Annotated in this window: 13 protein-coding genes, 2 tRNA genes and 3 rRNA genes; 12 read left to right on the top strand and 6 right to left on the bottom strand. The window is 52.4% G+C overall.

Features of this window, described 5'->3' with window-relative positions; genetic code table 11:
• Window positions 1-12 precede the first annotated feature (12 nt).
• Entirely contained in the window at window positions 13-1,602 is a 1,590-nt protein-coding gene (purH, locus tag P9J57_RS19595) for a bifunctional phosphoribosylaminoimidazolecarboxamide formyltransferase/IMP cyclohydrolase (RefSeq protein WP_013024128.1), read from the bottom strand.
• 634 nt (window positions 1,603-2,236) lie between these two features.
• Here purH and P9J57_RS19590 point away from each other — a divergent pair.
• From P9J57_RS19590 to rrf, 5 genes are all read left to right on the top strand, one after another.
• Window positions 2,237-3,778, top strand: a 16S ribosomal RNA gene (locus tag P9J57_RS19590).
• A 73-nt stretch (window positions 3,779-3,851) separates the two neighbouring features.
• Window positions 3,852-3,928, top strand: a tRNA-Ile gene (locus tag P9J57_RS19585).
• A 142-nt stretch (window positions 3,929-4,070) separates the two neighbouring features.
• Window positions 4,071-4,146: transfer RNA gene (locus P9J57_RS19580), tRNA-Ala, on the top strand.
• 207 nt (window positions 4,147-4,353) lie between these two features.
• A 23S ribosomal RNA gene (locus P9J57_RS19575) occupies window positions 4,354-7,251 on the top strand.
• Between the two features lie 229 nt (window positions 7,252-7,480).
• Window positions 7,481-7,596, top strand: a 5S ribosomal RNA gene (gene rrf, locus P9J57_RS19570).
• Together the 16S, 23S and 5S rRNA genes with 2 tRNA genes alongside form the textbook arrangement of a ribosomal RNA operon.
• A 373-nt stretch (window positions 7,597-7,969) precedes the next feature.
• Here rrf and P9J57_RS19565 read toward each other — a convergent pair.
• On the bottom strand, window positions 7,970-8,185 hold the full coding sequence (locus tag P9J57_RS19565) for a YdgH/BhsA/McbA family protein (RefSeq protein ID WP_014606960.1): 216 nt from the start codon (window positions 8,183-8,185) through the stop codon (window positions 7,970-7,972).
• Between the two features lie 622 nt (window positions 8,186-8,807).
• Between P9J57_RS19565 and P9J57_RS19560 the strand changes: the two genes are divergently transcribed.
• The 6 genes from P9J57_RS19560 (at window position 8,808) to aceK (ending at window position 16,702) form a co-directional block, all read left to right on the top strand.
• Window positions 8,808-9,854, top strand: a complete 1,047-nt coding sequence (locus tag P9J57_RS19560) for an ABC transporter substrate-binding protein (protein ID WP_014595041.1) — start codon at window positions 8,808-8,810, stop codon at window positions 9,852-9,854.
• A complete protein-coding gene (locus tag P9J57_RS19555) occupies window positions 9,823-10,548 on the top strand; it encodes a substrate-binding domain-containing protein (RefSeq protein ID WP_088900582.1) in 726 nt (241 codons plus the stop codon). Before P9J57_RS19560 ends, P9J57_RS19555 begins: the two co-directional genes overlap by 32 nt.
• Window positions 10,549-10,728: 180 nt before the next feature.
• Complete coding sequence (gene metA / locus P9J57_RS19550; protein WP_013024132.1) at window positions 10,729-11,658, top strand: homoserine O-acetyltransferase MetA; 930 nt, start codon at window positions 10,729-10,731, stop codon at window positions 11,656-11,658.
• A gap of 262 nt (window positions 11,659-11,920) precedes the next feature.
• Complete coding sequence (gene aceB, locus P9J57_RS19545; protein ID WP_014595043.1) at window positions 11,921-13,519, top strand: malate synthase A; 1,599 nt, start codon at window positions 11,921-11,923, stop codon at window positions 13,517-13,519.
• A 17-nt stretch (window positions 13,520-13,536) separates the two neighbouring features.
• Complete coding sequence (gene aceA, locus P9J57_RS19540) at window positions 13,537-14,838, top strand: isocitrate lyase (RefSeq protein ID WP_014595044.1); 1,302 nt, start codon at window positions 13,537-13,539, stop codon at window positions 14,836-14,838.
• 58 nt (window positions 14,839-14,896) lie between these two features.
• A complete protein-coding gene (aceK, locus tag P9J57_RS19535; RefSeq protein ID WP_013024135.1) occupies window positions 14,897-16,702 on the top strand; it encodes a bifunctional isocitrate dehydrogenase kinase/phosphatase in 1,806 nt (601 codons plus the stop codon).
• Here aceK and uxuR read toward each other — a convergent pair.
• The 3 genes from uxuR to P9J57_RS19520 form a co-directional block, all read right to left on the bottom strand.
• Window positions 16,660-17,430 carry a Uxu operon transcriptional regulator gene (uxuR, locus tag P9J57_RS19530; protein ID WP_014595046.1) on the bottom strand — a complete coding sequence of 257 codons (771 nt, stop codon included), beginning with the start codon at window positions 17,428-17,430 and terminating at the stop codon, window positions 16,660-16,662. The two genes, aceK and uxuR, sit on opposite strands and share 43 nt — an antisense overlap.
• 206 nt (window positions 17,431-17,636) lie before the next feature.
• Window positions 17,637-18,899 carry a glucuronide uptake porin UidC gene (gene uidC / locus P9J57_RS19525; RefSeq protein WP_013024137.1) on the bottom strand — a complete coding sequence of 421 codons (1,263 nt, stop codon included), beginning with the start codon at window positions 18,897-18,899 and terminating at the stop codon, window positions 17,637-17,639.
• Between the two features lie 120 nt (window positions 18,900-19,019).
• Window positions 19,020-20,549 (bottom strand): MFS transporter, encoded by a 1,530-nt coding sequence (locus P9J57_RS19520; RefSeq protein ID WP_015701276.1) that lies wholly within the window; start codon window positions 20,547-20,549, stop codon window positions 19,020-19,022.
• A gap of 599 nt (window positions 20,550-21,148) precedes the next feature.
• Here P9J57_RS19520 and P9J57_RS19515 point away from each other — a divergent pair.
• Window positions 21,149-22,321 (top strand): serine hydrolase domain-containing protein, encoded by a 1,173-nt coding sequence (locus P9J57_RS19515; protein ID WP_105088421.1) that lies wholly within the window; start codon window positions 21,149-21,151, stop codon window positions 22,319-22,321.
• 136 nt (window positions 22,322-22,457) lie between these two features.
• Here the strand turns inward: P9J57_RS19515 and iclR are convergent, their stop codons facing one another.
• A complete protein-coding gene (gene iclR, locus P9J57_RS19510; RefSeq protein WP_014595049.1) occupies window positions 22,458-23,288 on the bottom strand; it encodes a glyoxylate bypass operon transcriptional repressor IclR in 831 nt (276 codons plus the stop codon).
• Between the last annotated feature and the right edge of the window lie 66 nt (window positions 23,289-23,354).

Raw genomic sequence — 23,354 nt, 5'->3', positions numbered from 1 at the left:
GGCTCCACAGAATTAATGGCGGAAGTGACGCATGTCGGTAAAGATCATGGCAATACCATGCTCATCTGCTGCCGCAATCACTTCATCGTCGCGGATAGAACCGCCAGGCTGAATCACACAGCTTACGCCCACGGCAGCAGCGGCATCAATGCCATCCCGGAACGGGAAGAACGCATCGGAAGCCATCGCGGACCCTTTTACTTCCAGGCCTTCATCACCCGCTTTAATTCCTGCAATTTTGGCAGAGTAGACGCGGCTCATCTGGCCAGCACCTATGCCGATGGTCATATTGTCGCGCGCATAGACAATGGCGTTGGACTTAACGAATTTCGCCACTTTCCAGCAGAACAGGGCATCACGCAGTTCCTGCTCAGAAGGTTGGCGCTTGCTGACGACGCGCAACTGGCTGGCATCGACCATACCGAGGTCGCGATCCTGAACCAGCAGACCACCATTCACCCGTTTGAAATCAAGGGCAGCCACGCGACCCTGCCAGTCACCGCATACCAGCACGCGGACGTTTTGTTTTGCCGCGGTCACTTTCAGCGCAGCTTCCGTTGCAGCAGGAGCGATGATGACTTCAACAAACTGTCGGCTGATGATGGCCTGGGCTGTCGCCTCATCCAGCTCGCGGTTAAAGGCAATGATGCCGCCGAAGGCAGATGTCGGGTCAGTCTGATAGGCACGCTCATAAGCTGCCAGAATTGACTCACCCACCGCAACACCGCAAGGATTGGCGTGTTTGACAATGACGCAGGCGGGCTCAATAAACTCTTTCACGCACTCAAGCGCGGCATCGGTATCCGCAATGTTGTTATAAGAGAGTGCCTTGCCCTGCACCTGGCTGGCGGTAGCGACCGAGGCTTCCTGCACATTCTCTTCTATATAGAAGGCGGCGTCCTGATGGCTGTTCTCGCCATAGCGCATATCCTGCTTCTTAATGAAGTTGAGATTGAGGGTGCGCGGGAAGCGGCCGGCTGGTTGGCTGGTTTCACCATGATAGGCAGGAACCAGAGTACCGAAGTAGTTAGCGATCATGCTGTCGTACGCGGCGGTATGTTCAAACGCTTTGATTGCCAGGTTGAAGCGGGTTTCGAGCGTCAGTGAGTTCTGATTGGCGTCCAGCTCAGCGATAATGGCCGGATAATCGCTGCTCTTAACGACAATCGCCACGTCTTTGTGATTCTTGGCCGCCGAGCGCACCATTGTCGGGCCGCCAATATCAATGTTCTCAACGGCGTCTTCCAGTGAGCAATCTGGTTTTGCGACGGTTTGGGCAAAGGGATAAAGATTGACGACCACCATATCAATCGGGCTGATAGCATGCTGCGCCATCACCGCATCATCTTGTCCACGACGTCCTAAAATGCCGCCATGGACTTTCGGGTGCAGTGTTTTAACGCGTCCATCCATCATTTCCGGGAAGCCGGTGTAGTCAGACACTTCTGTGACGGGAAGTCCCGCCTCTGCGAGCAGGCGAGCGGTACCACCTGTGGAGAGCAGCTCAACACCGCGCTGAGAGAGTGCCTGAGCAAATTCGAGGATGCCGGCTTTATCAGAAACACTGAGCAGGGCGCGGCGTAAAGGACGAGGTTGTTGCATGGTGGTTTTATCCCTTGGCTTTGATTCGCGTAAATAAGAGCGTTACATCAAGCTTGCGTGCTTACTTTTCTCTATATAGAGCAGCAAAAGCGTAAAAACTTCAGGTAACGCCCCGAAAAGGGGCATCCATTGCGTTGCGGGGCATTGTAGCGAAAACGTTTGCGTGATGCTCGTCTAAATTTGATGCGGCCAGGAATGTGGATAACTTTGTGTGTAACTGCGTATAAGGCGGGGTTTTGCTGTGGAATGCAGCGAACAGTCATTTTTATTGAATTTAGCCCTTGTCAGCCAGAGAGAACTCCCTATAATGCGCCTCCATCGACACGGCACAACGGCTTACGGAATGCGGTGTTGAGAGGGTCAGGCAACTGAGCCGCCGGAGAAAAACTTCTGAAAAAGAGGTTGACTCTGAAGGAGGAAAGCGTAATATACGCCACCTCGCGACAGACGGTTAACCCGCTGTTCGCACTGCTCTTTAACAATTTATCAGACAATCTGTGTGGGCACTCGCAGGATTGATATCAGCGTCTCCGGACGTAAAAAATATCAAAGCCTCACGAGTGAACACATAATGAAATTCATTATGACGTTTTACAGATGAGCACCGCTGAACTGGTTTCAGCAAATCAAACTTAAATTGAAGAGTTTGATCATGGCTCAGATTGAACGCTGGCGGCAGGCCTAACACATGCAAGTCGGACGGTAGCACAGAGGAGCTTGCTCCTCGGGTGACGAGTGGCGGACGGGTGAGTAATGTCTGGGGATCTGCCCGATAGAGGGGGATAACCACTGGAAACGGTGGCTAATACCGCATAACGTCGCAAGACCAAAGAGGGGGACCTTCGGGCCTCTCACTATCGGATGAACCCAGATGGGATTAGCTAGTAGGCGGGGTAACGGCCCACCTAGGCGACGATCCCTAGCTGGTCTGAGAGGATGACCAGCCACACTGGAACTGAGACACGGTCCAGACTCCTACGGGAGGCAGCAGTGGGGAATATTGCACAATGGGCGCAAGCCTGATGCAGCCATGCCGCGTGTATGAAGAAGGCCTTCGGGTTGTAAAGTACTTTCAGCGGGGAGGAAGGCGATGTGGTTAATAACCTTGTCGATTGACGTTACCCGCAGAAGAAGCACCGGCTAACTCCGTGCCAGCAGCCGCGGTAATACGGAGGGTGCAAGCGTTAATCGGAATTACTGGGCGTAAAGCGCACGCAGGCGGTCTGTTAAGTCAGATGTGAAATCCCCGGGCTTAACCTGGGAACTGCATTTGAAACTGGCAGGCTTGAGTCTCGTAGAGGGGGGTAGAATTCCAGGTGTAGCGGTGAAATGCGTAGAGATCTGGAGGAATACCGGTGGCGAAGGCGGCCCCCTGGACGAAGACTGACGCTCAGGTGCGAAAGCGTGGGGAGCAAACAGGATTAGATACCCTGGTAGTCCACGCCGTAAACGATGTCGACTTGGAGGTTGTTCCCTTGAGGAGTGGCTTCCGGAGCTAACGCGTTAAGTCGACCGCCTGGGGAGTACGGCCGCAAGGTTAAAACTCAAATGAATTGACGGGGGCCCGCACAAGCGGTGGAGCATGTGGTTTAATTCGATGCAACGCGAAGAACCTTACCTACTCTTGACATCCACGGAATTTGGCAGAGATGCCTTAGTGCCTTCGGGAACCGTGAGACAGGTGCTGCATGGCTGTCGTCAGCTCGTGTTGTGAAATGTTGGGTTAAGTCCCGCAACGAGCGCAACCCTTATCCTTTGTTGCCAGCGATTCGGTCGGGAACTCAAAGGAGACTGCCGGTGATAAACCGGAGGAAGGTGGGGATGACGTCAAGTCATCATGGCCCTTACGAGTAGGGCTACACACGTGCTACAATGGCGCATACAAAGAGAAGCGACCTCGCGAGAGCAAGCGGACCTCATAAAGTGCGTCGTAGTCCGGATCGGAGTCTGCAACTCGACTCCGTGAAGTCGGAATCGCTAGTAATCGTGGATCAGAATGCCACGGTGAATACGTTCCCGGGCCTTGTACACACCGCCCGTCACACCATGGGAGTGGGTTGCAAAAGAAGTAGGTAGCTTAACCTTCGGGAGGGCGCTTACCACTTTGTGATTCATGACTGGGGTGAAGTCGTAACAAGGTAACCGTAGGGGAACCTGCGGTTGGATCACCTCCTTACCTGAAGATACCTTCCCGCGAAGTGCTCACACAGATTGTCTGATAGAAAGTCACGAGCAGAAAAAACCTCTACAGGCTTGTAGCTCAGGTGGTTAGAGCGCACCCCTGATAAGGGTGAGGTCGGTGGTTCAAGTCCACTCAGGCCTACCAACTTCGCACTCATGCTGCGTTATGTCTCCGGCTCGCATAGTTCACTATGCTTCGCGGACACACGCCTTGCCTGAGCACGAAGTGCACTTCTCACGAAGTGTACTCGGTTGAGTGGTAGTAGTGGTCTCTGCAGTAACTGTATGGGGCTATAGCTCAGCTGGGAGAGCGCCTGCCTTGCACGCAGGAGGTCAGCGGTTCGATCCCGCTTAGCTCCACCATACTCACTACTGTATTTTTTCTGAAAATACTTCAGAGCGTACCGGCAACGGTGTGCTGCGAAGTATTCTGCTCTTTAACAATCCGGAACAAGCTGAAAATTTGAAACGACGCATTGTCGTGTTCCTCCGTAATAAGGAACACAGCACAATGTGTTCGAGTCTCTCAAAAGCTCACGACACGCAGCGTAAAACGCCTGTGGGTTGTGAGGTTAAGCGACTAAGCGTACACGGTGGATGCCCTGGCAGTCAGAGGCGATGAAGGGCGTGCTAATCTGCGATAAGCGCCGGTAAGGTGATATGAACCGCTACAACCGGCGATACCCGAATGGGGAAACCCAGTGTGACTCGTCACACTATCATGCAGTGAATACATAGCTGTATGAGGCGAACCGGGGGAACTGAAACATCTAAGTACCCCGAGGAAAAGAAATCAACCGAGATTCCCCCAGTAGCGGCGAGCGAACGGGGAGGAGCCCAGAACCATCATCAGCTTGTGCATCAGTGGAAGCGTCTGGAAAGTCGCAGGGTACAGGGTGATACTCCCGGGTGCACAGGTTGTGAGTTCGATGAGTAAGGCGGGACACGTGGTATCCTGTCTGAATATGGGGGGACCATCCTCCAAGGCTAAATACTCCTGACTGACCGATAGTGAACCAGTACCGTGAGGGAAAGGCGAAAAGAACCCCGGCGAGGGGAGTGAAACAGAACCTGAAACCGTGTACGTACAAGCAGTGGGAGCCTCTTTATGGGGTGACTGCGTACCTTTTGTATAATGGGTCAGCGACTTATATTCTGTAGCAAGGTTAACCGTATAGGGGAGCCGCAGGGAAACCGAGTCTTAACTGGGCGTTAAGTTGCAGGGTATAGACCCGAAACCCGGTGATCTAGCCATGGGCAGGTTGAAGGTTGGGTAACACTAACTGGAGGACCGAACCGACTAATGTTGAAAAATTAGCGGATGACCTGTGGCTGGGGGTGAAAGGCCAATCAAACCGGGAGATAGCTGGTTCTCCCCGAAAGCTATTTAGGTAGCGCCTCGTGAACTCATCTCCGGGGGTAGAGCACTGTTTCGGCTAGGGGGCCATCCCGGCTTACCAACCCGATGCAAACTGCGAATACCGGAGAATGTTATCACGGGAGACACACGGCGGGTGCTAACGTCCGTCGTGAAGAGGGAAACAACCCAGACCGCCAGCTAAGGTCCCAAAGTCATGGTTAAGTGGGAAACGATGTGGGAAGGCCCAGACAGCCAGGATGTTGGCTTAGAAGCAGCCATCATTTAAAGAAAGCGTAATAGCTCACTGGTCGAGTCGGCCTGCGCGGAAGATGTAACGGGGCTAAACCATGCACCGAAGCTGCGGCAGCGACGCTTATGCGTTGTTGGGTAGGGGAGCGTTCTGTAAGCCGTCGAAGGTGTGCTGTGAGGCATGCTGGAGGTATCAGAAGTGCGAATGCTGACATAAGTAACGATAAACAAGGTGAAAAACCTTGTCGCCGGAAGACCAAGGGTTCCTGTTCAACGTTAATCGGAGCAGGGTGAGTCGACCCCTAAGGCGAGGCCGAAAGGCGTAGTCGATGGGAAACAGGTTAATATTCCTGTACTTGGTGTTACTGCGAAGGGGGGACGGAGAAGGCTATATCAGCCGGGCGACGGTTGTCCCGGTTTAAGCGTGTAGGTGTGTGTTCCAGGCAAATCCGGTTCACTTTACACTGAGGCGTGACGACGAGGCACTACGGTGCTGAAGTGATAAATGCCCTGCTTCCAGGAAAAGCCTCTAAGCATCAGGTAACACAAAATCGTACCCCAAACCGACACAGGTGGTCAGGTAGAGAATACCAAGGCGCTTGAGAGAACTCGGGTGAAGGAACTAGGCAAAATGGTGCCGTAACTTCGGGAGAAGGCACGCTGGCGCGTAGGTGAAGGGACTTGCTCCCGGAGCCGAAGCCAGTCGAAGATACCAGCTGGCTGCAACTGTTTATTAAAAACACAGCACTGTGCAAACACGAAAGTGGACGTATACGGTGTGACGCCTGCCCGGTGCCGGAAGGTTAATTGATGGGGTTATCCGCAAGGAGAAGCTCTTGATCGAAGCCCCGGTAAACGGCGGCCGTAACTATAACGGTCCTAAGGTAGCGAAATTCCTTGTCGGGTAAGTTCCGACCTGCACGAATGGCGTAATGATGGCCAGGCTGTCTCCACCCGAGACTCAGTGAAATTGAAATCGCTGTGAAGATGCAGTGTACCCGCGGCAAGACGGAAAGACCCCGTGAACCTTTACTACAGCTTGACACTGAACACTGAGCCTTGATGTGTAGGATAGGTGGGAGGCTTTGAAGCGTGGACGCCAGTCTGCGTGGAGCCGACCTTGAAATACCACCCTTTAATGTTTGGTGTTCTAACGTAGGCCCGTAATCCGGGCTGCGGACAGTGTCTGGTGGGTAGTTTGACTGGGGCGGTCTCCTCCCAAAGCGTAACGGAGGAGCACGAAGGTTGGCTAATCCTGGTCGGACATCAGGAGGTTAGTGCAATGGCATAAGCCAGCTTGACTGCGAGAGTGACGGCTCGAGCAGGTGCGAAAGCAGGTCATAGTGATCCGGTGGTTCTGAATGGAAGGGCCATCGCTCAACGGATAAAAGGTACTCCGGGGATAACAGGCTGATACCGCCCAAGAGTTCATATCGACGGCGGTGTTTGGCACCTCGATGTCGGCTCATCACATCCTGGGGCTGAAGTAGGTCCCAAGGGTACGGCTGTTCGCCGTTTAAAGTGGTACGCGAGCTGGGTTTAGAACGTCGTGAGACAGTTCGGTCCCTATCTGCCGTGGGCGCTGGAGAATTGAGGGGGGTTGCTCCTAGTACGAGAGGACCGGAGTGAACGCACCGCTGGTGTCCGGGTTGTCACGCCAGTGGCACTGCCCGGTAGCTAAGTGCGGAAAAGATAAGTGCTGAAAGCATCTAAGCACGAAACTTGCCCCGAGATGAGTTCTCCCTGAGCCTTTAAGGCTCCTGAAGGGACGTTGAAGACGACGACGTTGATAGGCCGGGTGTGTAAGCGCAGCGATGCGTTGAGCTTACCGGTACTAATGACCCGTGAGGCTTAACCTTACAACGCCAGAGGCGTTTTGGTTGAGAGACGATTTAAATTTTCAGCATTGTTTACCGGATAAAGAATTTAGTTCTGTTCTGCGGACGCGAGTCCGAAGGATTTTGCGCTGAGTGCAAGGCGGCAACCGAGACGGGGTGAAGGAGCATACTGAGGTATGTGACTGAGCGGCGCGAGGGAAGCCAGCGCGGCAGCAGCGTGAAAGACGCAGGACGGAGCACAAAGAATTTGCCTGGCGGCCTTAGCGCGGTGGTCCCACCTGACCCCATGCCGAACTCAGAAGTGAAACGCCGTAGCGCCGATGGTAGTGTGGGGTCTCCCCATGCGAGAGTAGGGAACTGCCAGGCATCAAACAAGTAAAGAAGCCCTGAACTGACGTTCAGGGCTTTTTTACGTCTGCGATCTGCCACATAACCCCTCATCTCTGCGCCGTTCCGGACCGGACGCATCCCTTTACCGGCGTTTAGCGGGCAACGGTGAACCAGCAGCAAGGCACTGGTGCAGTGGCGGAGCGACGTAAAACACAGGCACGTCATCTGGTACACGGCAGACAGGCTGTTATCAGTAGGCATCTTTGAAAACGCCTTAAAATCGTTGAAGATCGCCTGGTTGAGTTGGATAAGATGGGCAGCATTAATTAAAGACAAAAAAAGACCAGCTATTTTAAAAACGCGGAATGCGTTTAAAAACAGCCGGTCACGTGCTTTTTTAGCGCCGATATTATTTATATAATTCAGCGGTTACGTGGGCATAATTATTGGTGTCTGCACTGATAACTCTAAAATGATCGCCTTGTTGTTTCGCCTGTCTGGCAATTTTAGAGACCGCGCCATCCAGTGTTAATGAGGTGGCAGAGACGGTTTGTGCAAAACAACCGAAAGACATCAATGAAAATGCCACGGCAGCAGCAGCTGACGTTACTTTATTGATTTTCATAATATTACCCCTTTATTTCAGTTGATGAAGGAGTCTGTCTGGCTCCGTTAAAATTAAACTAGCAGAGTATGTGCAGTTTAAAATTAACGCCCTGTGCTCTAATTAATATCAACCTGCTAGCATTATTTTCAGTATGTAAAAGAGAATATCAGCAGGTTAAATCTGTAGGGATTTAATACTGGAATAATATAACTATACACTGGAATATCTTTCAGCCTGATTGTTTACAGCGCATAGTGAGATGCACTTTCCAGTTATGCCCGCTGACCAGCTCGTAATCTAAAAAACCGTCAAGTCGTCCGCACAGTGATTTATCTGACCTTCGCCTGTACAGCCTGAACACGTTCACAAAGCCCTGTCCACCTGGGCGAAGCTGTATCCCGCTGTCAGCTGTCAACATGATTCCGTTAAAGGCCAGTTCCGCAGCCTTGATGGTTTTAGCGCATCCGTTCTCTTTTTACCTTTCTGGTGTTTCGGTGACGCCGATTCGGAAACAGGATAAAGGAGCACAGCAGCGGTCAGGTATGCGCATCAAGAGGCTACCTTGCGACAGATAAGCGCTATATAATCTCTTGCATTACGCTTCGGGGAAACCTTATTGAATACAACATTAAAGCGCCTGATGCTTGCAGGCATAGTGACGCTTACCGCCTTAAACAGTTACGCCAGCCGTGTTGTGACCGATCAAATTGGCCGCACCGTTACGATTCCAGATCGGGTTGATCGTGTGGTCGTGCTTCAGCATCAAACGCTGAATCTCCTGGTGCAGTTAAACGCGACAGATAAAATCGTAGGGATTCTCGCTAACTGGAAGCAGCAGCTAGGGGACAATTACGCGACGCTGGTACCTGAACTGACGCATAAAGCGCTGCTGGGTGATTTGACCCACGTGGATTTGGAAAAGCTGGTTGCGCTGCATCCACAGGTGGTATTTGTCACTAACTATGCGCCAAAAGAGATGATTGACCAAATCTCTGCATTGGGTATTCCGGTCCTGGCAATTTCATTGCGCCATGACGACGCCGGACAGCAGGGTGAGATCAACCCCAATATGCAAAACGAAGATCAGGCGTACGACCTGGGTATAAAAGAGGGGATTACGCTGATTGGGGAAGTCGTCAACAGGCAGCAACAGGCCAAAGCGTTAATCTCAGCGGCATTCGCCGGTCGTCAGATCGTCACCGACCGTCTCAAAAATATCCCCGAGCAGCAGCGTGTTCGCGCCTATATGGCTAATCCCGATCTGACCACCTACGGAGCGGGTAAATATACCGGCCTGATGATGGCGCATGCCGGTGCCCTTAACGTGGCGGCCTCGTCGATTCAGGGATTCAGGCAGGTCAGCATGGAGCAGGTTGTCGTATGGAACCCACAGGTCATCTTCGTTCAGGACCGCTATCCACAGGTGGTAAAGGAGATTCAACAGAATCCCCTTTGGCGAACCATTGATGCAGTGAAACATCACCGGGTATGGCTGATGCCTGAGTATGCCAAGGCATGGGGCTATCCCATGCCGGAGGCCATAGGGTTAGGCGAACTGTGGATGGCGAAAAAACTCTACCCAGATAAATTCCGCGACATCGATATGCAGCAGCAGGCTAATCGCTGGTATCAACGGTTCTACCGGACGTCATACCATGAGAAATCTACAGATTCTGGCAGCAGGTAGCCTGCGTGACGTGTGGAAGATGCTCATGACCGCCTTCCATGCCGAATCCGGCTTAACAGCAAATACTCAGTATGGGCCGGCCGGCCTGCTGCGTCAGCGCATTGAACAGGGTGAAATATGCGACCTGTTTGTGTCGGCTAACCTACAGCATCCAGAAAAGCTGCGCCAACAAGGCCTGGCAGATCATACCGGCCATTTTACAAATAACAGGCTTTGCCTGACGGCTAAACGTGATTGCGTCATTGAACAGGATGACTGGCTGTCGCTATTACTCCGTGAGGATTTGCGGCTGGGAACCTCAACGCCGCTTTGCGATCCCTCAGGTGATTACACCCTGCAGTTGTTTGACCATATCGAACAGCGCCATCCCGGTTGTGGCGATGCACTCAGGCAAAGAGCGATCGCGATGGTTGGCGGACCAGACAGCTTGCCTGTGCCTGCGGGTGACCTGGCGGCGCAGTGGATTATCAATGCAGGCCATGCTGAGCTGTTTATCGGCTACGCCAGCTATGCGCCTCGCCTGGCTCGTTTTTCCCAGCTTCGGGTTTTTAACATTCCTTCCGCTTACAATGTCCAGGCACGATACGGCTGGGCCACGCTGTCCGCCGCTGCCAGGCCGCTCGCGGCATTCCTGAGTTCCGATACCGCGCAACAAATTTTACGCCAGTACGGTTTTCTGTCCCTCAGCCAGTGACAGAACAGGCTTTCAATTTCTTTTCCGCAGGGGCGCGCTTAGCGAGATGTCACATCTCTGCCCCGCGCCTTGAAACTTTTTCACCTGTTGATATGCAGACTCGACATTTAGCCTTTAACTGGTTATCTTTGGCTGTCTGGATGTCTAAACGTATATATGGTTACTAGAGGTGATTAAGCTATGCCAATCAGGGTCCCCGACGAATTACCGGCAGTGAATTTTTTACGTAACGAAAACGTCTTTGTGATGACGTCGTCACGTGCCAGTGTTCAGGAGATCCGTCCGCTTAAAGTGCTGGTTCTTAATCTCATGCCCAAGAAGATTGAGACGGAAAACCAGTTTCTGCGCTTACTCTCCAACTCACCGCTGCAGATCGATATCCAGCTACTGCGCATCGACAGCCGGGAGTCGCGGAATACACCCAGCGATCATCTCAACAACTTCTACTGCAATTTTAACGATATTCAGCACGATAACTACGATGGCTTAATCGTGACAGGTGCGCCGCTGGGCCTGGTTGAATTTAACGATGTGGCTTACTGGCCGCAGATAAAACAGGTGCTGGAGTGGGCGAAAGATCATGTTACCTCAACGCTGTTTGTCTGTTGGGCCGTCCAGGCGGCATTAAACATTTTATATGGCATTCCTAAACAGACCCGGCAGACTAAACTGGCGGGCGTCTTTGAGCATCAGATACTGCATCCCCATTCCTTACTGACGCGGGGATTCGACGATAATTTCCTCGCTCCCCATTCACGTTACGCTGATTTCCCGACGCAGCTCATCACGGATTATACCGATCTGGAATTATTTGCTGAATCGGAACAAACCGGCGCGTATCTGATGGCGAGCAAAGACAAAAGGCTGGCGTTTGTGACCGGGCATCCGGAGTACGATGCACTGACGCTGGCGGGAGAGTTTCAACGCGACTATGAAGCCGGGCTGAATCCTGAAGTACCCTATAACTATTTCCCACAGGATAATCCGCAGCTTACACCGCGCGCCACCTGGCGTAGCCATGGAAACCTGCTGTTTTCAAACTGGCTGAATTATTACGTCTACCAGATTACGCCGTTTGATCTGCGCCATATGAATCCCACGCTGGAATAATCCTTTTTTAGCGACAACTGAACCGTGTTAGCCGCTGGCAGCACGGTTTTTTTTCGTCTGTAAAACGTGAGTGAAAAGTATTACCTGTTAAACAATAAAATAAATCATTTATTAATCATGATGATAAGTTGTTTTTTTATTAAAAATGGAAATAGTTTTTGATTTTAAAATTAAAATGAATATGCTCTGATCCTGTAGCTCAATAATTACCCTATCTGTGGATCATCCATGTTGATCCGCCTGTAAACAGGAGAGAGCAGACATGACAGACTCGGTTATCAACAGTGAATTACTTTTCAGTAAACCCTTTAGCGATGCGGAAAAGCAGTTGCTTACTCCCGACGCCATCGCTTTTCTGCAGGAACTGGTGACGCGTTTTGCACCCCAGCGTGAGAGATTGTTAGCCGCACGTCAGGTCCGGCAAAAAGAGTACGATTCCGGCGGGTTACCTGACTTTGATATGGAAACGGTTTCCATAAGAGAGCGAGCGTGGACGATCCGTGGTATTCCGGCCGATTTACAGGATCGTCGCGTTGAGATCACCGGTCCGCCCGATCGCAAAATGGTGATTAACGCCTTGAATGCTAACGTAAAGGTGTTTATGGCCGACTTTGAGGACTCGCTGGCACCTTGCTGGGAAAAACTCATTGACGGACAGCAAACCTTACGGGAAGCCGTGGCGGGAACGCTGCGCTATACCAGCGAGAACGGAAAAATCTATCAGCTACGGGCCGATCCTGCGGTATTGATGTGCCGGGTACGTGGACTGCATCTGTCTGAAAAACATGTTAGCTGGCAGGGCAATGCGATTCCCGGTGGTCTGTTCGATTTTGCTCTCTACTTTTTTCATAACGCGGAAGCCTTACTGGCAAAAGGCAGTGGCCCCTATTTTTATCTGCCTAAAACTGAGAGCTGGCAGGAAGTTGCGTGGTGGCGGGATATCTTTAGCTTTGCCGAGGATCGTTTTGATCTGGCTCGCGGCACCATAAAAGCCACCGTATTGATCGAAACGCTACCGGCGGTATTCCAGATGAACGAGATCCTGTGGAATCTGCGGGATCATATCGTGGGGCTGAACTGCGGCCGCTGGGATTATATTTTCAGCTATATCAAAACGCTGCGCGAACATGCCGATCGGATTCTGCCCGACCGGCAGTCTGTAACCATGGCTCAGCCCTTTCTGGATGCTTACTCACGACTGCTGATCCAAACCTGCCATCGCCGCGGTGCTTTTGCCATGGGCGGCATGTCAGCACTGATACCCAGCAAGGACAGCGCGCGCAATGAATGGGTGCTGCAGCGCGTCACTGAAGATAAACAGCGTGAAGCCAACAACGGACATGACGGTACCTGGATCGCGCATCCCGGCCTGGCAGACACTGCGATGTCAGTCTTCAACCAGGTACTGGGTGAACGCCCCAATCAGCTCAACATTCTGCGGCAGGATGACAGCCCGATAACGGCAGAGCAGCTTCTGGCACCCTGCGAAGGCGATCGAACGGAAGCGGGCATGCGCGCCAATATTCGGGTGGCGTTGCAGTATCTGGAAGCCTGGATTAGCGGCAATGGCTGTGTCCCCATCGATGGCCTGATGGAAGATGCCGCAACTGCAGAAATTGCCCGGACTTCAATCTGGCAATGGATCCGCCATCAGAAATCTCTGCTCGATGGACAGCCGGTCACGGCCGCGCTCTTCCAGCAGCTGCTGAACGATGAGCTGCAAACGCTACAGATGCATCTGGGCGATAAGACATTCAGTTCAGGTCGTTATGAGGAAGCGGCGCGCCTGATGGCGCAGATCACAACTCAGGACGAACTGGTTTCCTTTCTGACTCTGCCAGGCTACCGCCTGCTTCCCTGACTTAAGGAGCCGTTGCCATGACACGTACTCAACATATTCAGCAACTTGAAAAACAGTGGCAGGACGCGCGCTGGCAGGGCATTACCCGCCCGTACAGCGCAGAGGAAGTGATTAACCTGCGGGGCTCTGTTGTGCCGGCCTGTACTCTGGCAGAGCGGGGGGCGGTGAAGCTCTGGTCGCTGCTCAATGGCGACGCCAAAAAAGGCTATATCAACAGTCTGGGAGCATTAACGGGCGGTCAGGCTCTGCAACAGGCAAAGGCCGGTATAGAAGCGATCTACCTGTCTGGCTGGCAGGTCGCTGCCGATGCCAACGTAGCAGGGCAAATGTATCCGGATCAGTCGCTTTATCCGGTCAACTCCGTGCCTGAGGTGGTCACCCGTATTAATCAGACATTCCAGCGCGCCGATCAGATTCAGTGGGCTAACGGCACAGAACCTGGGGACAGCCGCTATATCGACTATTTTCTGCCTATAGTCGCCGATGCAGAAGCGGGCTTTGGTGGCGTGCTGAATGCGTTTGAACTGATGAAGTCATTGATCAGCGCAGGCGCGGCGGCCGTGCACTTTGAAGATCAACTGGCGGCGGTGAAGAAATGCGGTCATATGGGCGGTAAGGTGCTGGTGCCAACCCAGGAGGCGATACAGAAGCTGGTGGCGGCGCGTCTGGCTGCCGATGTCATGGGCGTACCCACGATCCTGCTGGCGCGGACCGATGCGGATGCCGCAGACCTGATCACGTCTGACTGTGACGAATACGACCGCCCATTTATACGCGGCGACCGCACGGCGGAAGGTTTTTTCCGCACCAACGCCGGCATTGAGCAGGCAATCAGCCGTGGACTGGCTTACGCCCCTTACGCCGATGTCCTTTGGTGTGAAACCTCCACCCCGGATTTGGCCATGGCCCAGCGTTTTGCCGATGCGATTCACGCCCGCTATCCAGGCAAGCTGCTGGCTTACAACTGTTCGCCTTCGTTTAACTGGAAAAAGAATCTGGATGACAAAACCATTGCTGCCTTCCAGCAGGCGCTCAGTGACATGGGCTATCGCTTTCAGTTCATTACGCTGGCGGGCATCCACAGCATGTGGTTCAACATGTTCGATCTTGCGCACGCTTACGCTCAGGGCGAAGGCATGCGCCACTATGTGGAAAAAGTTCAGCAGCCGGAGTTTGCTGCGCGCGAACGGGGTTACAGCTTTTCATCGCATCAGCAGGAGGTCGGAACAGGCTATTTCGATCAGGTGACCAACACGATTCAGGGCGGCAAGTCATCGGTGACGGCCCTGACAGGGTCCACCGAGGAGCATCAGTTTTGAGTTGAGTCTGTGTCTTTCCCGCCCGGCATCTGCGGGCGGGCTTTTTCAGGAGTGAATCATGCCGCCACGCGAATCACTGATTGCTCACACCATTCTGCAGGGTTTTGACGCGCAGTATGGTCGTTTTCTCGACATTACCGCAGGCGCACAACAGCGTTTTGAACAGGCCGAATGGCAGGCGGTACAGCAGGCGATGAAGGCGCGTATTCATCTTTACGATCATCACGTGGCATTAGTCGCCGATCAATTGCGCGTGCTGAACGGGGCGGCACACTGGGACGATGACTTTTGGCTGACGATTAAAAGCCATTACGAAACCCTGTTGCCCGGCTATCCGCGCTACGAAATTGCCGAGAGCTTCTTTAATTCGGTGTATTGCCGGTTGCATGGCCATAATGCACTGCAGCCGAAACGCCTGTTTATTTTCAGCTCTCAGCCAGCCTCAACGCAAACTTCCCCTGCGCGCCCTCTGGCGCGGACCTATCTGCCACATCAGGGCTGGCAAGCGCTGTTCCACCAAGTACTGCGCGACCTGCCTTTAACGCTGCCATGGCAGGATCGGGCGCGCGATGAAGCGTGGATTCACCGCCATTTGCGCGAGCAGTTTTCCGCCGCCCAGTTGGAGCAGGGCTGGCTGGACGTTTGCAGTGAGCTGTTTTTTCGCAACAAAACCGCCTGGATTGTCGCCCGGCTGCACCTGCCCGACGGCATATTTCCCTGTCTGTTGCCGATTCAGCGCAGCGATAAGGGCGAACTGTGGATTGATACCTGCCTCACGGACGTCAATGACGCGAGCATCGTGTTTGGCTTTGCCCGCGCTTATTTCATGGTCTATGCGCCGCTGCCGGCGGCGCTGGTGGCCTGGCTCAAGCCTGTATTGCCGGGTAAAACCCTGGCAGAGCGCTATATGGCTATCGGCTGTCAAAAACATGGCAAAACGGAAAGCTATCGGGAATATCTCCAGGCGCTGGCGCAAACCGACGCCGCGTTTGAGATTGCACCGGGTATTCGTGGCATGGTGATGCTGGTGTTCACATTACCGGGCTTTGATCGGGTATTTAAAGTCATCAAAGATCGGTTTGCACCGCAAAAAGAGGTCACAGAAATGCAGGTCAGGGCCTGTTATCAGCAGGTCAAAGAGCACGACCGCGTGGGGCGCATGGCCGATACACAGGCTTTTGAACAGTTTGCGTTGCCGCTCGCGCGTATCGCTCCCGCGCTACTGGAGGAATTTCAACACACGATTGCCGGAAAGATACGTATTGAGGGCGACCGCCTGATCATCAGCCACCTCTGGCTGGAACGTCGGATGCAGCCCCTGAATCTTTACCTGGCGCAGGCCAGTGAAAACCAGCGCCAGCACGCCATTGAAGAGTATGGCAATGCGATCAAACAGCTGGCTGCCGCCAACATCTTTCCCGGCGACATGCTGTTTAAAAACTTTGGCATCACCCGACACGGGCGCGTCGTGTTTTATGATTACGATGAAATCCGCCCTATGCAGGAACTCAATTTTCGTGAGGTTCCTCAGGCGCGATATGAAGAAGATGAGCTCAGTGCGGAGCCCTGGTACAGCGTGGGGCCGGATGACGTATTTCCTGAAACCTTCCGCTATGCATTATGCAGCGAGCCTGCCACAGGCGCGCTACTGCAACACCGGCATCCGGAAATTTTTGAGGCTAGCTGGTGGCGTGCACAACAGCAGCGCATCGCTCAGGGGCATATTGAGGACGTGATCGCCTGGCAGCATGCCCAGCGTTTCTGCATCCGTTACGGCAGCACGTTGACGACGTCGTCACGTGTGCCTGCTACTGCAGGCATTCAGCCGTCCGTTTTTGCCAGCGGCCATGAATCAAACAGATAACCATCGAAATCAAGGTCATCAACATTGGAAAACTCCAGCAGGCGCTGTTTCACGTTTTCAAGATGTTGCCACATCGCCAGCTTTGCAGCGCGTGCGTCCTTCTTGATGAGTGCAGCAAGAATCTGTCGGTGATCGATCAACCATGCTTTACGATAAAGCGTATCGCCCAGGTGACTGTGCAACTGAATCCACATAGGGTTATTTTCACGCCATTGCCATGACTGGCGAAACAGTTCGACCAGCATGCTGTTATGCGTTGCTTCGGCAATGGCAAGATGAAAATGCATGTCACCGCTCTCTGAGTTTTCCAGCGAGCAGCTTGCCAGTTCGCGCTCTTCTAACAGCAGGGCCTGACGCATTTTGACGATATCTTCCCGCGTGGCCTGAAGCGCGGCGAATTCGGCGATATTACTTTCCAGTAGCTGTCGTGCCTGAAGCTGTTCAAACGGGCCGGCATCGTTGCAAAAATGCGTGTTCACTTCTTCAATACGTAATGGATTTTTGTGCTCCACCACATAAATACCAGCACCGCGTCTGACTTCGATTAGCCCTTCAATTTCCAGCATAATCAACGCCTCGCGAACCACGGTGCGGCTGACGTCGAGCATGTCAGCAATTTCACGTTCTGGCGGCAAACGCTGACCCGAGCGGTAAGGCGTCTCCAGAATCAGTTGCCGGATTTTTATACCCACTTGCTGATAGGGCCGCTGCTGAGAGACAGACCTCATAATTATGCTCCCGTCAGATACCGTTCCGGCGAAAACTATATCACCCAACGGGTAAGGTAACAGGGTTTTGCGCACGTTAAGATAAACTGGTTGACCAGATGAAAAGAGGATTTATCCCTTATTTAACAATTAATTGCGGTTTTTATTAAAAGTGACATCATACGATGCCACTTTTGAAACACCTGTGCGACGTAATGGATGCGTCGTTACTTCAACATAAAATCGTATTGCACGCCGGTTTTCACATCCCAGTAATAAAGTTTATCGCCCAGCGCGCTGCCGGGCCGTTTCTCTCTGGCACGGTCAGCAGCCACGTACATATTCAGTCCTTTGAATGGCCCATCGGTAACGTTATACATCACCGCTCCCATGAGTCCGAGCCCGTTAATTTTAGTATTACGCTGCTTGTCTTCGTAACCTCTGGTGATAACTGGCCCCAGCATGACACCGACGTTTTGATTAAAGAAATACTGCCCGCCAAACTGCGCGGATAACATGTTTTCCTTGTTGCGGTCGATGCTCAGGGAGTCGGGATAGCCAATATCGGTGTAGACAATGCGCCCATCGATATCATGGGTCAGTTTGCCCACGGCGCCAAACAATCTTGCCTTATCAAAAGAGTAAGTTAAGCGTCCGGAAATTAAGGCGGTCTCGTGATGGTAACTAAGAGGCTTACTCATCCCTTCTACCTGACCATAAAATCCCATAAGCTCCCACTTCAGTGTATGGTCGTTGGAAAAGGTATGCGTTTTTTCAAAAATGCTCTGCACCTGGGTTGAGACATCTTGCTGATAAGACGCCCCCAACGAATAGCGTGACGACGCATCGTGCCATGATCCCACCAAATAGCCGCGTCCCCGGCGGGGATGGTACTTACCTGTTGCGCTGTCAATCACCCCTTCATCACGCACGCCGGTTGCCGAATCGACATAGTAGAAGGCGCGTTTACGCCACATTGACCAGAATTCCAGGTTTTCTGTTGCCTCAAAACGGGCCAGGACGCCTTCAGAAATCGTCTGTATCGTGCGGGACGAATTATCGGCGATCAGTGGAATGCGGTAGGGGAGACTGCCGTAACCATAGTCGGTACCAAACCGCCCAATGGTTAAGTAGAGATTATCGGCGGGTTTAAGCTTGACCGCGCCGACTGCCACGCCAAAGCTATCGTGCCCATCCAGATAGTAGCGGGTGCTCCAGCCGTCTTTCGCCCCCAGTTTGTATACGTAATAGGCACCCGCGCTGATACCAATAAAGTCAGAATAGTAGCGGGTGTTCACATCAATGAGCCCGCCTTGTACCCAGGCGTAGATATCACGCCCGGTACCTGCACTCGGCTTGTCTGCTCGTCGAAAATCATTCTTTAAACGAATTCTTAAACTGTCTTCATTATCATTAATGGCTGCGGCGTACAGCAGCGAGGGACACAGCAGCAAAGCGATGGCCATGCAGCGAAAAAAACGTGTGTTCATAAAGGAATCCCTGGCGTATTAAGTATTTTCATTACGTTCAGGCGCAGGCAGAACGGGCTGCTATCCGATGGGATCAGCCATGCGTAACGTGCAACCCACTCAAGAACTGGCCTGGTTGAATTAAGGGCGTGCGTTATTATCCTGCTGCCACACCTGTTCATAGTCGTAGCCGGTCAGGGCCTTCACCACGACTTTGGTTTCGGGTGTACAGTCGGCTTTATTCCCGCCGGCCTTAAGGCGATCAATTTCTTTCACCAGAACCCGATGCGTTTCACGGGTCAGTTTAAATTTGAAGGTCATATATAAGCTGATGAGTAATAAACCACCGGAGCCAAAGACCAGCAGACCAGTAATTGCATTCAGCGCACTTTCTGGCTGAATTAACTGCCCTTTGACGAAATGACTGTGCTCCAGTACGGCACCGACTATCATAATTGCGACGGCCACGGTACTTTTGCGCATCAGCGTCATCACGCCAGCAAAGACGCCTTCACGCCGTTGACATGTGACCATTTCATCCACATCAGGAATAAAGCTGTAAATATTCCAGGGAATAAAATAAAGCCCTGCGCGGCCAAAACCTAACAGAACAAATACCAGCGTGGTGAGCCACCAGGAAGACACAGCGCTATGGCCGATATACATCAAAATGAGATAACCGAGTACAGCAAAAATACACAGATAAGAAATACGCATGGCCAGGGCGGGCCTGATATTCAGCTTGTCCAGCATAAACATGAAAAGCAGCGTCGCGGGAATGGATACGGAGGTGGCAATCGAAAGATAGGCTGACGCGTTTGCCGCATCCAGGCTCAGGCCATATACGACGAAATAAACAAACACCGCTATGAAAATATCCAGCGCCGTAAATGATGAAATATAGATAATCAAGTGCTGTCTGAATATTTTGATTTTGAAGGTGGTGGCCAGCTCGATAAACATATTTTTCAGGTGGGATATCAGTCCAATACTTGGCCCGGCGTTAAGTCGCTCAAACTCTTCGGGATTCATGTCTTTCGATTCCCAGGTACAGGACCAGGTAATCAGCACCACAATAAAAAACAGGCATGAAAACAGGATACCGGTGTAGGTGAATGTCAGGGCAGAGTCCTGACCAAAATACTGGATCATAACGCCCGGTACTGAGGCGGTGAGGAAGGTGCCCACCTGAGAAAACGTCAGGCGGATTGCCGCCATACGGGTTCTCTCGCCAAAATCGTTGGTCATCTCTGCCGCCAGGGTTTCCCAGGGCACTAACACCATCGCCACCAGTAACTCTACCGCGAGATAGGTTCCAAGATAGTACCAGTAGCTCATGTCGCTGACCCAGACCAGCGCATAGATAAACATCAGCGGGGCGCTGATGAGCAGAAAGAAGCGGCGTCGGCCAAAACGTTTACCGAGGCGGGTGCTGCCAAACTTATCGGTGATATAGCCCATTATCGGGCTGAGAATAGCGTCAATGATGCGGGCGATAGCAAAAATGGAGCTCGCCTCGAGCATCGAAAGACCACAAAATGTCGTATAGAAAAAAAGCAACCAAGTCCCAATTAGCGCCATGGAGCCACCGCCAAAAATATCGGTAATGCCATAGCCTATTGCGGTGCCCGTGCCCACCTTCCTGCGTGGCGGTATTGTTGTTGTCATCATAATGTTCCCTTGATTAATTCAGCGTAACGGTCAGAAAACATCTTCAGGTTGTTATGCGATCGTGAAGATGAAGAGAATTGTTTTTTAGTTAATTTGTAATAGGAGAAAACGGTTAAATTGAATCGACGCTTTGTTTAAATAATGTTCCTCCTTTTGTTTTTTATTGTTGGTTGGTTTTAATGTTTAAAATAAGTGGGTTGATTCCCGTTCTGATGTTTAATGTCAAATGAACTTTATTTTGGTTAACCAGTGTTGACGGTGGTTAAGTCAACACAGTGAAGGCTATGTTGATTATCTGTCAGTGTATTTTTTGCTTGTAGTGCGAATGCATGGTAATCAGTCTGCTCTTTTAAAAAAAAGAGGTCGATCACAAATCCCCTGGATGTCCATAAGTTAGACTCAAAGTCAACTTTTGGTTGACCAGTTAAATGAATGGGATGTTTTATTATGTGAGAAGGATGTTATTTGATGTGGGTCTTGTTTGGGGTTTTTGTTAAATAAGGTGGTGGATAATATATAAAATCTATTCTTCTTGTAATGTATAAAAGTAATGAAAATAACGCTTTTTATTTTTTTTGAAATTATTCAAGGAATCGATAATGATTTATTTTACATCAGGACGTGTTCCATCCTCTGCAAAACTTGAAGCCGCTATGGATGCGGTTATCGATCAGGCGATTGATGCACAGCGCATTGTCGGTTGTACGGTGATGGTAGCCCAAGCCGGCGAATTAATGTATCAGCGAGCGGCGGGTCTGGCTGACAGAGAGCAGAAGAAAGGCATGGCGCTGGATGCGATTTTCCGCCTTGCCTCGCTGACCAAACCTATCGTGAGCCTGACGGCAATGCGCCTGATCGAACAAGGGTACATGACGCTGGATGACGACATTACGCGCTGGCTTCCCAATTTCCGTCCCTGCCTGGAAGAGGGGAAACCTGCAACCATCCTGGTACGACATCTCCTGAGTCACATGTCAGGTTTACGTTACCGTTATTCCGCGCCGGCTGATTCCCTTTATCACACCTTGAACGTGTCTGATGGGATCGACTATCAACCGGGATTATCCATCGAAGAGAATCTACAACGCCTGGCAGGCACTCCGCTGCAGTTTGAACCGGGAAGCGGCTGGCGTTATTCCCTGGGCATTGATGTTTTGGGCGAAATCATGGTGCGGGCAACCGGTAAGCGTCTGCCGGATCTGGTAAGTCATGCGGTCACGGAACCGCTCGGGATGAAAGATACGCTGTTTACCGTCAGGGATGAGGCGCGTTTAACCACGGTGTATACCGATGACAGCCCGGTGCCCACGGCGATAGGCGAGAATCAACGAATACCTTTTGGTGAGGGCGCAGCCATTTTCTGTCCTGACCGTATTCTCAAACCCGATGCCTGGCCGTGCGCCGGCGGGGGAATGGCAGGGACGGCCCCCGATTTCATGCAATTGCTGGAAACGATCCGCCGGCAGGGCGCGCCGCTGATTACGCGCGACAGCTTTGACTATATGACGCAGGAACACGTTGCCGCGAAATATGCCACGCAGGGACCGGGATGGGGATTTGGTGTGGGCTGGGCACTGCTTGCCGATCCCGATGCGGCCGGGTCGCCTCAGTCAGCGGGCACGCTGTCGTGGAGCGGCGCTTACGGCCATACCTGGTTTGTTGATCGCCAAAAAGAACTCTGTGTACTAGCCATGACAAACACGACGCCGGAAGGGGTAAACGGTCAGTTCCCCGTGATGCTGCGCGATGCCGTATATAGCGGTCTTGCGTAATGGATTGTTGGACTGACGGCGGGCGCCCCCTTTTAGGGCGGCGCTGGCCAGTCCACAGGCTGTTTCTTATAAAGGCTGCGGTTGAGAAAGCATGAAGGGCGCGCTGGCGTTATCGGGTGGGGCGGGCGGCATTTCTTTAACGGCCACTGTACGCCAGGGTGACCTGACGGGCTTCGCGGATGACCAGCGCGCCCAGTTCGGTGATGCGGTCGTCCGTCATGCGGGCAATAGGCCCAGAGATGGAAAGCGCCGCAAATGGCTCGCCGTGCTCATCGTAAATGGGGGCCGCCACACAACGCAAACCGAGCGCATGTTCTTCGTCATCGAAAGAAAATCCCCGAGTCCGGATCTGTGCCAGATTGGTTTTCAGACTCTGAGGTGACATCAGCGTATTGGGCGTGTAGTAATGCAGGCCTTTCTGATGCAGCAGAGCGGTGACCTGCTCGTCGCTGAGATGCGCCAGAAAAGCTTTACCTGCGCCCGATGCATGCATTGGCAGTTTGCCGCCGATCGGTGCAGACATGCGCATCAGTTGCGTACACTGTACCTGATCGATAATCACCGCCTGAAAATCGCTGAGGTCCAGCACCGCCAGATTGACCGTTTCACCCGAGTTTTCCATCAGCGTACGTAGCACCGGGTGGACCAGCGCCAGCAGGTTCCGGCTCTGTAAAAAACTGCTGCCAACCACAAACGCATGTGCCCCCATGGTCCAGTAGCCTAAATCGCCCTCCTGGCGCACAAACCCCTGCTGCTGCATAGTGGTCAGCAAGCGATGTGTTGTGGAGTTAGGCAACCCGGCCTGCTGCGCGAGTTCGGTAAGCGCGACGCTGCCATGTGAATTAGCGATCAACTCCAGCAGCGTTAACCCACGGGTCAGTGACTGAACCTGACCGCCTGCGGGCGCTGAGGGGGCAGGGGTGCCACGGGGTTTTTTTCCGCGTTTCGCGGCGACGGGCGTTGCCATTCTGTTTCTCCTTTTCACATAGTGGAAACCATTTTCGTTTTAATCTGCCTGAATGCAAACGCTGAC

This window comes from Pantoea sp. nfd-35 (assembly GCF_056892255.1).
Note: the sequence above shows the minus strand (reverse complement) of the source record. Positions and strands in the feature narration are given on the sequence as shown.

Excerpts from the sequence above, each read along its gene's own strand:
- aceB (WP_014595043.1), top strand. The coding sequence starts at position 11,921 with ATGACAGACTCGGTTATCAACAGTGAATTACTTTTCAGTAAACCCTTT.
- P9J57_RS19515 (WP_105088421.1), top strand. The coding sequence starts at position 21,149 with ATGATTTATTTTACATCAGGACGTGTTCCATCCTCTGCAAAACTTGAA.
- P9J57_RS19555 (WP_088900582.1), top strand. The coding sequence starts at position 9,823 with ATGAGAAATCTACAGATTCTGGCAGCAGGTAGCCTGCGTGACGTGTGG.
- P9J57_RS19560 (WP_014595041.1), top strand. The coding sequence starts at position 8,808 with ATGCTTGCAGGCATAGTGACGCTTACCGCCTTAAACAGTTACGCCAGC.
- metA (WP_013024132.1), top strand. The coding sequence starts at position 10,729 with ATGCCAATCAGGGTCCCCGACGAATTACCGGCAGTGAATTTTTTACGT.
- aceK (WP_013024135.1), top strand. The coding sequence starts at position 14,897 with ATGCCGCCACGCGAATCACTGATTGCTCACACCATTCTGCAGGGTTTT.
- P9J57_RS19520 (WP_015701276.1), bottom strand. The coding sequence starts at position 20,549 with ATGATGACAACAACAATACCGCCACGCAGGAAGGTGGGCACGGGCACC.
- uidC (WP_013024137.1), bottom strand. The coding sequence starts at position 18,899 with ATGAACACACGTTTTTTTCGCTGCATGGCCATCGCTTTGCTGCTGTGT.
- purH (WP_013024128.1), bottom strand. The coding sequence starts at position 1,602 with ATGCAACAACCTCGTCCTTTACGCCGCGCCCTGCTCAGTGTTTCTGAT.
- P9J57_RS19565 (WP_014606960.1), bottom strand. The coding sequence starts at position 8,185 with ATGAAAATCAATAAAGTAACGTCAGCTGCTGCTGCCGTGGCATTTTCA.
- uxuR (WP_014595046.1), bottom strand. The coding sequence starts at position 17,430 with ATGAGGTCTGTCTCTCAGCAGCGGCCCTATCAGCAAGTGGGTATAAAA.
- aceA (WP_014595044.1), top strand. The coding sequence starts at position 13,537 with ATGACACGTACTCAACATATTCAGCAACTTGAAAAACAGTGGCAGGAC.
- iclR (WP_014595049.1), bottom strand. The coding sequence starts at position 23,288 with ATGGCAACGCCCGTCGCCGCGAAACGCGGAAAAAAACCCCGTGGCACC.